Here is a 10087-nt window from a genome sequence, read left to right as displayed (position 1 = left end):
GGTCTTCGCCATGATCAAGACCCCGGCCCTGTTAACAACGCTCGTGATCAATACACCTAGGGGCCGGTCACATCATGTCTTCGATCTCGGCGGCGATGGGGTCCGCGTCGGTGCCGATGACGACCTGGATGGCGGTGCCCATCTTGACGACGCCGTGGGCGCCGGCGGCCTTCAGGGCGGCCTCGTCGACCAGGTCCGGGTCGCTCACCTCGGTGCGCAGGCGGGTGATGCAGCCCTCGATCTCTTCGATGTTGTCGATCCCACCGAGCCCGGCGACGATCTTCTCAGCCTTGCTGGCCATGTGTTTCTCCCTGGTGTTCACGGGGCGCGGTCTCGGCGCCCCGTACGTCCGCGTTCGTCACGGTAGCTCACGGTTGGCCCATCTACGCAGGCGAGCCGCCGTTCCGTCCTCGATCATGACGATCACCGGCACTCTGCCCGTGGCCGGGCTCCGGCCGAGCCTATCGCAACTGGTCTACACCAGTCCTGTCTCCGGGAGGACGCGGATGAGCGACGACCGTACGGCGAGCGCGGCCCCCGCGCGCGGATCCCGGTGGAACGGCCTCCTCCAGGGCCTGCAGAAGGTCGGCCGCAGTCTCCAGCTCCCGGTGGCGGTGCTGCCGGCCGCCGGCCTGCTGGTGAGTCTGGGCAACCTCTTCTCCGCGTACCTGCACGGGGGCTTCTGGGACAGGGTGTCGAACGTCCTGCTGAAGGGGGGTACGGCGATCCTCGACGGGGCGTTCGGGCTGCCGCTGCTGTTCTGCATCGGTGTGGCGATCGGGTTCGCGAGGAAGGCGGACGGTTCGACGGCGCTCGCGGCGGTGGTGGGCTTCCTCGTCTACTTCAACGTCCTGAAGGCGTTCCCGCGCGAGGGGACGGTCACCGCGGACGTGCCGGAGGGGGTGCCGCAGAACCCGGGGGTCCTCGGCGGCATCCTGATCGGCCTGCTGACGGCCGTGGTGTGGCAGCGGTTCCACCGGACGAGGCTGGTGGACTGGCTGGGGTTCTTCAACGGGCGGCGGCTGGTGCCGATCCAGATGGCGTTCCTGTGCGTGCTGCTGGGGGTGGTGTTCGGGCTGCTGTGGGAGCCGGTCGGGGACGCGCTGGAGTGGTTCGCGCGGCGCCTGATCGGGCTGGGCGCGTGGGGGGCGGGCATCTTCGGCCTGGCGAACCGGCTGCTGATCCCGGTGGGCATGCACCAGTTCCTCAACACGTTCTTCTGGTTCCAGGCGGGTGAGTTCACCGAGCCGGACGGGACGGTGGTGCGGGGTGACCTGACGCGGTTCTTCGCGGAGGACCCGACGGCGGGGCAGTTCATGTCGGGCTTCTTCCCGATCATGATGTTCGGTCTGCCGGCCGCCGCGCTGGCCATCGCGCACACGGCGCGGCCGGAGCGGCGGGCCGAGGTGACGGGTCTGATGGTGTCCGTGGCGCTGACCTCGTTCGTGACGGGGGTGACCGAGCCGATCGAGTTCTCGTTCATGTTCGCGGCGCCGCTGCTGTACGGGCTGCACGCGCTGCTCACCGGTGCTTCCATGGCGATCACCTGGGCGCTGGGGGTGCACGCGGGTTTCAGTTTCTCGGCGGGGCTGATCGACTACGTCGTCAACTGGCATCTGGGGACCAGGCCGTGGCTGGTCGTCCCGATCGGGCTAGGCTTCGCCGTCGTGTACTACGTGGTGTTCCGTTTCGCGATCACGTTGTTCAAACTGCCGACGCCGGGGCGGGAGCCGGAGGAGGCGGAGGAGGAGATGACGCGGCAGACGACGAAGCCGTAGCGGCTGCGCCGGACCGCGCGCCGCGCCCCGAGCGCCTCTGGACCGGTCGGTCCGGGGGCCTTCGCGTGCGTCCGACGGGACCGGGACCGGTGCTTCCGCGGGGCGCTCCGTGCGGCCGGCGCCGGCCGCCCACCGGGCGGGCCGGCGTGCGGCGGGATGGCGCGGCCGGCCGGGGCGCCACGGTGCGGCGCCGAGGGCTGCGGGGCGGGGGTGGGGCGAGGGGTGCGGGGGTCCGCCGGGGCGGTCGTGGTTCGTGAGCCAGGCGTTATGTATTCGTAGGTTCCTTATCTATCCCCGGCCGTGCTACAACAGGTCTACACCAGTAATGGTGTAGACCACGCGGCGGTCTCTTCTGTGCCGCGGCCATCCCCTAAGACGCCGCCGTCCCCCTTTTTCCCTTCCCTGGGCGGCGCCTTGCCCACTGGAGGAAGTAGATGAGTACGGCCAGCACCGCCCCCGCGGCGGAGAAGAAGAAGGGCGCGGGCGTGATGGCTGTCATGCAGCGCATCGGCCGCAGCCTGATGCTGCCGGTCGCCGTGCTGCCCGCCGCCGCGCTCCTGGTGCGGTTCGGCCAGCCGGACATGCTCGGCAGGGAGTCGTTCCCGACGTTCATCACCAAGATCGCGAGCTACATGGCCGCGGGTGGCGGCGCGCTCCTCGACAACATGGCGCTGCTCTTCGCGGTGGGCATCGCGATCGGCTTCGCGAAGAAGTCGGACGGGTCGACCGCGCTCGCCGCGGTGACGGGCTACCTGGTCTTCAAGAGCGTGCTGGCCACCTTCACGGACAGCAACCTGCCCAAGAAGGAAGCCATAGTCGACGGCAAGATCGTCATGGTGGAGCAGGCGGTCGACGCCAAGGTGCTCGGCGGCGTGGTCATGGGCCTCATCGTGGCGCTGCTCTACCAGCGCTTCTACCGCACGAAGCTGCCGGACTGGGCGGGCTTCTTCGGCGGCCGGCGCCTGGTGCCGATCCTCTCCGCGTTCGCCGGTCTGGTCACCGGCATCCTCTTCGGGCTGATCTGGCCGTGGCTCGGCGCGGGTCTGCACTGGTTCGGCGAGAGCCTGGTCAACTCCGGCGCCGTGGGCGCGGGCATCTTCGGTGTCGCCAACCGCGCGCTGATCCCGGTCGGCATGCACCACCTGCTGAACTCCTTCCCGTGGCTCCAGGCGGGCGAGTACAACGGCAAGAGCGGCGACATCGCGCGCTTCCTCGCGGGTGACCCGACGGCCGGGCAGTTCATGACCGGCTTCTTCCCGATCATGATGTTCGCGCTGCCCGCGGCGTGCCTCGCCATCGTCCACTGCGCCCGTCCGGAGCGCCGCAAGGTCGTCGGCGGCATGATGTTCTCGCTCGCGCTGACCTCGTTCGTCACCGGCGTCACCGAGCCGATCGAGTTCACGTTCATGTTCATCGCCCCGGTGCTGTACGCGGTGCACGCGCTGCTGACCGGTGTCTCGATGGCGCTGACCTGGGCGCTCGGCATGAAGGACGGCTTCGGCTTCTCCGCGGGCCTGGTCGACTTCATCCTGAACCTGGGCATCGCCACCAACCCGTGGGGCCTCGCCCTGGTGGGCCTGTGCTTCGCGGCGGTCTACTACGTGGTGTTCCGCTTCGCGATCATCAAGTTCAACCTGCCGACTCCGGGCCGCGAGTCGGACGAGGAGCTGGCGGAGCTCCAGAAGGCGGAGGCGAAGTAGCCGCGCCGCGCGGCAACGGGGAAGGCCCCGGGACCCGATCGGGTCCCGGGGCCTTCCCCGTTGTCGTATGTGCTCGTCCGCGCCCGGCGGCTACAGCTCGTACACCGCGCCGGGCCGGGCCAGTTCCGCCGGGCCGTCGTAGACCTCGCGCGCGTCGGCCAGGTTGCGCTCGCCGTCCGTCCACGGCGGGATGTGCGTCAGGACGAGGCGCTTCGCGCGGGCCCTGGTCGCGTGGAGGCCCGCCTCACGGCCGTTCAGGTGCAGCTCGGGGATGTCCTCCTTGCCGTGGGTGAAGGACGCCTCGCACAGGAACAGGTCCGTGTCGGCCGCCAGCTCGTCGAGCGCGTCGCACACGCCCGTGTCGCCGGAGTACGTGACGGCCCGGCCGGCGTGCTCGATCCGGATGCCGAACGCCTCCACCGGGTGGCACACCCGCTCCGCCCGCACCCGGAACGGGCCGAGGTCGAACGAGCCGGGCTTCAGCGTGCGGAAGTCGAACACCTCGCTCATGGCCGTGGCCGACGGCACGTCCGCGTACGCCGTGGCCAGCCGCTGCTCGGCGCCGTCGGGCGCGTACACCGGGAGGGCGTCGCACGTGCCGTCGTGGCGGTAGAACCGCGCCACGAAGTACGCGCACATGTCGATGCAGTGGTCGGCGTGGAGGTGCGACAGGAAGATCGCGTCGAGGTCGTAGAGACCGCAGTGGCGCTGCAACTCGCCCAGGGCGCCGTTGCCCATGTCGAGGAGCAGGCGGAAGCCGTCGGCCTCTACGAGGTAGCTCGAACAGGCCGATTCCGCGGACGGGAACGACCCGGAACAGCCGACGACGGTGAGCTTCATGGAGCGTGAACCTCCGTGGACGGGAGCGGGGAGACGCTGGCGGGGGGGAGGTCGTGCGGTTCGACGAGCGTACGGCTCGGGGCGGCGGGGCGCTCCTTCGCAGCGGCCCGTTGTGGGGGAACTCACCCGTGCTGTCACCGGTTCGGATGGACCGGTGGGGGTGGAGGCGCGGTGGCGGCGGGGGGCCGTGACGCGGGTGGACGGGCGGCCGGGCGGGGCGGGGCGCGGGCCGGTAACGTCCGGGGGTATGGACACGTCCTGGTGGCTGGCGCTCGGCGCCGTCGTGGTGGTCGCGCTCGTCGCGGCGGTGGCCGACGGATGGGGGCGCGGCGGGCGCCGCCCCGGCGGGCGGGATACCGGCGGGCGGGGTCCAGGCGGGCGGACGCGGCCTCCCGGGCGGCCTCCGGGGCGGCGGCCCGCCGGGCCGCGGACCGCGCCGGCGCGGCGGCCGGAGCCGGGCGACATCTGGTGGGCCGACGTGCCGTTCGAGGACGGGCCGGGGTCGAAGGACCGGCCGTGCCTGGTGCTGGCGGTGCGGGGCGACTCGGCGCTCGTCGCGAAGATCACCAGCAAGTACCGGCAGGAGCGGGCCGGGGTGATCGCACTGCCGCCGGGGTCGGTGGGCGACGCGCGGGGGCGGGCGAGCTTCCTGGACACCGGGGAGCTGCGGGACGTGGGGCTGTGGGAGTTCAGGCGGCGGGTGGGCGCGGTCGACCCGCTGGTCTGGGACCGGGTGCGGCACCTCGCGGTCGAGTGAGCCGCCCGGCGGCCGGACGCCCGCGGGGGCGCCCGGCCGGGCCGGGGGCCGGGCCGCCGGTCAGGCCCAGAGCTGGCCGTGGAGGGTCTCGATGGCCGCTTCCGTGGTGGGTGCCGTGTAGACGCCCGTCGACAGGTACTTCCAGCCGCCGTCGGCGACGACGAAGACGATGTCCGCGGACTCGCCCGCCTTCACGGCCTTCCTGCCGACGCCGATCGCGGCGTGCAGGGCCGCTCCCGTCGACACGCCCGCGAAGATGCCCTCCTGCTGGAGGAGTTCCCGCGTGCGGGTCACCGCGTCGGCCGAGCCGACCGAGAAGCGGGTGGTGAGGACGGAGGCGTCGTACAGCTCGGGGACGAAGCCCTCGTCGAGGTTGCGCAGCCCGTACACCAGGTCGTCGTAGCGCGGCTCCGCGGCGACGATCCGCACGTCGGGCTTGTGCTCGCGCAGGTAGCGGCCGACGCCCATGAGGGTGCCGGTCGTGCCGAGCCCGGCGACGAAGTGGGTGATCGAGGGGAGGTCGGCGAGGATCTCCGGGCCGGTCGTCTCGTAGTGCGCGGCGGCGTTGTCCGGGTTGCCGTACTGGTAGAGCATCACCCAGTCGGGGTTCTGCTCGGACAGCTCCTTGGCGACCCGCACGGCGGTGTTGGAGCCGCCCGCCGCGGGCGACGGGACGATCTCGGCGCCCCACATGGCGAGCAGGTCGCGCCGCTCCTGGGAGGTGTTCTCGGGCATGACGCAGACGATGCGGTAGCCCTTGAGGCGGGCGGCCATCGCGAGCGAGATGCCCGTGTTGCCGCTGGTGGGCTCCAGGATGGTGCAGCCCGGGGTGAGACGGCCGTCCTTCTCCGCCTGCTCGATCATGTGCAGGGCGGGGCGGTCCTTGACGGAGCCGGTCGGGTTGCGGTCCTCCAGCTTGGCCCAGATGCGCACGTCCTCCGAGGGGGACAGGCGCGGCAGCCGGACGAGCGGGGTGTTCCCGACCGCGGCGAGGGGGCTGTCGTAGCGCATCAGCGCATTCCGCCGGCGACCGCCGGGAGGATCGTGACGTTGTCGCCGTCCGACAGCTTGGTGGAGATGCCGTCGAGGAAGCGCACGTCCTCGTCGTTCAGGTACACGTTCACGAAGCGGCGGAGCTCGCCGTCGTCCACGATGCGGTCCCGGATGCCCGTGTGGCGGGTCTCGAGGTCGGCGAACAGCTCGGCGAGGGTCTCCCCGCTGCCCTCGACGGCCTTGGCGCCGTCGGTGTAGGTGCGGAGGATGGTCGGGATGCGGACCTCGATGGCCATGATGTGGACTCCTGTGGAGGCTGAAGGCTGCTGGGGCGGCGGAGACGGGGCAGGGCGGGCCGGGCGCCCGGAGGGGGCGCTCGCGGGACGCGGTGCGGTGGTGCGAAAGGCGGGTCGTGCGCGGAGGGCCGCCGGTCAGGCGGCGGCGTCGCGGGGACACATGGCGCTGGCGAGGCGGCACAGGTCGACGTGCAGCCGCGCGACGAGCAGGACGGGGCCCGGCGTCTGTTCGCTCACGTCGATGGAAACCATGCGGTCATCGTATCGATTCCCGGTCGCCCGATCGGAGTGTGATCTCGCATCCCGGACGGCATCCGCTCAGCATGCGGATGACCGTCCGGCGAGTCGCAGGTCAGTGCGGTTCCGTGCGGTCCTGTGCGCTTCAGTAGGCCTCGACGACCCGGACCTCTTCCTCGGTGATCTCGCCGTCCACGATGCGGAAGGACCGGAACTGGAAGGGGCCAGCGCCGTCGGTGTCGGCCGTGGAGACCAGGACGTAGTGCGCCTGGGGCTCGTTGGCGTACGAGACGTCGGTGCGGGACGGGTAGGCCTCGGTGGCCGTGTGCGAGTGGTAGATCACGACCGGCTCCTCGTCGCGGTCGTCCATCTCGCGGTACAGCTTCAGCAGGTCACCCGAGTCGAACTCGTAGAACGTGGGCGAGCGGGCGGCGTTGAGCATCGGGACGAAGCGCTCGGGGCGTCCGGAGCCGGCCGGTCCCGCGACCACGCCGCAGGCCTCGTCCGGGTGGTCGGCGCGGGCGTGCGCGACGATCTGGTCGTACAGGGCCCGTGTGATGGTCAGCATGCGCATCAGGATAAGCAGACGGGCCCGTCCGTACCGAGGGATGGTACGGACGGGCCCACATGCCGGACAGCGGCCGGGAGTCAGCGCTTGAACGCGGCGTTCTCCGGGTCGCGCGCCTTCAGCACCAGGTACGAGACGCCCAGGAGCAGCGCCCACAGCGGGGCGCAGTACAGGGAGACCCGCGCCTCGGCGTCGATGCCCATCATCACGATCACGCCGAAGATGAACAGCAGGGCGAACCAGCTGGTGAAGGGGGCGCCGGGGGCCTTGAACGTCGACTGCGGCAGCTCGCCGCGGTCCGCCCTGGCCCGGTAGCGGATCTGCGAGATCAGGATCATGATCCAGGCCCACATGCCGGAGATGGTCGCGAAGGAGACGACCTTGTCGAAGGCCTCGCCGGGCCACTGGTAGTTGATCCAGACGCCGACGAGCATCAGGGCGGCCGAGAAGGTGGTGCCGACCAGCGGCGTGCCGGACCTCGTCAGCCGGGTGAACAGGCGCGGGCCCTGCCCGTTGAGGGCGAGGTCGCGCAGCATGCGGCCGGTGGAGTACATGCCGGAGTTGCAGGACGACAGGGCGGCGGTGAGCACCACGAAGTTCACGATCGCGGCGCCGACGCCCAGGCCCATCTGCTCGAAGGCGGCGACGAACGGCGAGACGCCCGGTTTGAAGTGCGTCCACGGCACGACCGACAGGATCATGATCAGCGCGCCGACGTAGAAGACGGCGATGCGCCACGGGACGGTGTTGATGGCCTTCGGCAGGGTCGTCTCGGGGTCCTTGGACTCACCGGCGGTGACGCCGACGAGCTCGACCGCCAGGAAGGCGAACATCACGATCTGCAGGGTCATCACCGTGCCGCCGATGCCCTTGGGGAAGAAGCCGCCGTCGGCCCACAGGTGGGTGACGGACGCGGTGTCCCCGGCGTCGGAGAAGCCGAGCGTGAGGATGCCGGCGCAGATCAGGATCATGCCGACGATGGCGGTGACCTTGACCATCGAGAACCAGAACTCCAGCTCGCCGAAGAGCTTCACGGAGATCAGGTTCGCGCCGTACAGCACGACGGTGAAGACGAGGGCCGAGACCCACTGCGGGATGTTCCACCAGTACGTCATGTACGTGGCGGCCGCGGTGACCTCGGTGATGCCGGTGACCACCCAGAACAGCCAGTACGTCCAGCCGGTGACGAAACCGGCGAACGGGCCGACGAACTCGCGGGCGTACTCCGAGAAGGAGCCGGACACCGGGCGGTACATGAGCAGCTCGCCCAGGGCCCGCATGATGAAGAAGATGACGAGGCCGGCGATCGCGTACGCCAGGATGAGGCTCGGGCCGGCCTTGGAGATGGCCTTGCCCGCGCCGAGGAAGAGGCCGGTGCCGATGGCACCGCCGATGGCGATCATCTGGATCTGCCGGGCGCCCAGGCCCCGCTGGTAGCCCTCGCCGACGGCTCCGTCGCCGCTGTGGTCGTTCTCGACCTTCAGAGAGGTCATGGTGTTCGGTGCGCCTTTCTCCACGCTGATCCCCCCGGACATGGCTGGAGTGCCGCCGGCGGTCGGCCGGCTGTGGCGCCCCCGGGAGCATGGGTGGCGCTCCCGGCGGTCGTGCAGATGTATCACAGTCGTACACATAGGGGACGAAGCACGCTGTGACCTGCGCCACTCACAAAACGGCCCTAATCGGCCAATCATCGGTGAAAAGTGCACCTTTTCCTTAACGGATCGTTATCTGGAATTGAGCGTCCGCTGAGCGAACGCGCCCCCGCACCGGGTCCGGTGCGGGGGCGCGTCGACCGCGCGGGCGGATGCCCGCCCGTTCACGGGGCGCTCACGGGCGGTCACGGGGTCTCGGCCGGCTCCTCCTCCCGCCGCTCCGGCTCGACGCCGGCCTTGCGGGCTTTGACGTGGTCGAGGAAGGAGTTCAGCTCGCGCTTGACGACGGGGGCGAGGAGGTACAGGCCGATGATGTTGATGACGGCGAGCGTGAACAGCACCGCGTCGGCCAGGTCGATCAGGGTCTGCAGCGTCAGCAGGGTGCCGGCGATCGAGAACAGCGTGTAGACGGCCTTGCAGGCGATCTCACTGGTCCGGCTGCGGCCGAAGAGGTGCGTCCACGCCTTGAGGCTGTAGTAGCCCCAGGTGAGCACGGTGGAGATGGCGAACAGCAGCACCGCGACGGTGAGGACGTAGGGGAACCAGGGCATGACGGTCGCGAAGGCGTCGGAGGTGATCGTGACGCCGCCGATGGACTCGCCCTGACGCGCCTCGCCCCAGCTGGCCGGGTTGGCGATGACGATGGTCAGCGCGGTCATGGTGCAGATGACGACCGTGTCGATGAACGGCTCCAGCAGGGCGACCAGGCCCTCGCTCGCCGGGTGGTTGGTCTTCACCGCGGAGTGCGCGATCGGCGCGGAACCCATGCCGGCCTCGTTGGAGAACGCGGCGCGCTTGAAGCCGATGATCAGGGCGCCGAGCACACCGCCGGCGACCCCCTCGGGGTCGAAGGCGCCCTCGACGATCTGCGCGACGGCGGCCGGCACGTGTGTGAGGTTGGCCAGGATGACCACGAGGCAGGCGACGATGTAGATGCCGGCCATGGCCGGGACGAGCTTGCTGGTGACGTTGGCGATGGAGCGGATGCCGCCGAGCAGCACGACGCCGACGAGTGCGGCGACGAGGGCGCCGAAGAACAGCGCGCCGGCGGAGGAGCCCATCAGGCCGTCCTCGCCGCCGGTGACGGAGACCAGCTGGGCGTAGGACTGGTTGACCTGGAAGAGGTTGCCGCCGAAGAGGCCGAAGAACAGCACCATGGCGGAGGCCAGCACCGCGAGCACCTTGCCCACCTTCGCGCCGCCGGCGCCGAAGCGGTCGGCGAGGCCCTTGGGCAGGTAGTGCATCGGGCCGCCGGAGACGGTGCCG

General features: G+C 70.6%; 11 protein-coding genes. 3 read left to right on the top strand and 8 right to left on the bottom strand.

Features of this window, described 5'->3' with window-relative positions:
• Window positions 1-67: 67 nt before the first annotated feature.
• Window positions 68-322, bottom strand: a complete 255-nt coding sequence (locus IE106_RS29875) for a PTS sugar transporter subunit IIB (protein WP_268255352.1) — start codon at window positions 320-322, stop codon at window positions 68-70.
• A gap of 184 nt (window positions 323-506) precedes the next feature.
• Here IE106_RS29875 and IE106_RS29870 point away from each other — a divergent pair, with 184 nt between their 5' ends.
• Entirely contained in the window at window positions 507-1778 is a 1272-nt protein-coding gene (locus IE106_RS29870; RefSeq protein ID WP_189538368.1) for a PTS transporter subunit EIIC, read from the top strand.
• 434 nt (window positions 1779-2212) lie between these two features.
• Window positions 2213-3478 (top strand): PTS transporter subunit EIIC, encoded by a 1266-nt coding sequence (locus IE106_RS29865; protein WP_189538367.1) that lies wholly within the window; start codon window positions 2213-2215, stop codon window positions 3476-3478.
• A 90-nt stretch (window positions 3479-3568) separates the two neighbouring features.
• On the opposite strand, the gene IE106_RS29860 is transcribed toward IE106_RS29865, so the two are convergent.
• Window positions 3569-4318, bottom strand: coding sequence for an MBL fold metallo-hydrolase (locus IE106_RS29860; protein WP_189538366.1), 750 nt, complete (start codon window positions 4316-4318; stop codon window positions 3569-3571).
• A 247-nt stretch (window positions 4319-4565) separates the two neighbouring features.
• Here IE106_RS29860 and IE106_RS29855 point away from each other — a divergent pair, with 247 nt between their 5' ends.
• The gene (locus tag IE106_RS29855; protein WP_189538365.1) at window positions 4566-5075 is read left to right on the top strand and encodes a type II toxin-antitoxin system PemK/MazF family toxin; all 510 of its coding nucleotides are present in this window, start codon (window positions 4566-4568) and stop codon (window positions 5073-5075) included.
• A gap of 60 nt (window positions 5076-5135) precedes the next feature.
• On the opposite strand, the gene IE106_RS29850 is transcribed toward IE106_RS29855, so the two are convergent.
• The 6 genes from IE106_RS29850 to IE106_RS29830 all read right to left on the bottom strand — a co-directional run.
• Window positions 5136-6086 carry a PLP-dependent cysteine synthase family protein gene (locus IE106_RS29850; protein WP_189538364.1) on the bottom strand — a complete coding sequence of 317 codons (951 nt, stop codon included), beginning with the start codon at window positions 6084-6086 and terminating at the stop codon, window positions 5136-5138.
• Window positions 6086-6364, bottom strand: coding sequence for a MoaD/ThiS family protein (locus IE106_RS29845; RefSeq protein WP_189538363.1), 279 nt, complete (start codon window positions 6362-6364; stop codon window positions 6086-6088). Before IE106_RS29845 ends, IE106_RS29850 begins: the two co-directional genes overlap by 1 nt.
• Before the next feature lie 135 nt (window positions 6365-6499).
• On the bottom strand, window positions 6500-6616 hold the full coding sequence (locus IE106_RS31080) for a putative leader peptide (RefSeq protein ID WP_373296007.1): 117 nt from the start codon (window positions 6614-6616) through the stop codon (window positions 6500-6502).
• Between the two features lie 130 nt (window positions 6617-6746).
• Window positions 6747-7169, bottom strand: a complete 423-nt coding sequence (locus IE106_RS29840; RefSeq protein WP_189538362.1) for a M67 family metallopeptidase — start codon at window positions 7167-7169, stop codon at window positions 6747-6749.
• 80 nt (window positions 7170-7249) lie between these two features.
• Window positions 7250-8662, bottom strand: a complete 1413-nt coding sequence (locus tag IE106_RS29835; protein WP_189538361.1) for an amino acid permease — start codon at window positions 8660-8662, stop codon at window positions 7250-7252.
• Between the two features lie 344 nt (window positions 8663-9006).
• The coding region (locus IE106_RS29830) for an alanine/glycine:cation symporter family protein (protein ID WP_189538360.1) at window positions 9007-10087 on the bottom strand (1081 nt) is incomplete at its 5' end.

Origin of the sequence: Streptomyces roseolilacinus (assembly GCF_014649335.1) — a bacterium.
In the GTDB taxonomy this organism is placed as follows: Bacteria; Actinomycetota; Actinomycetes; order Streptomycetales; family Streptomycetaceae; genus Streptomyces; species Streptomyces roseolilacinus.
This window is presented reverse-complemented; position numbering and strand designations above follow the sequence as displayed.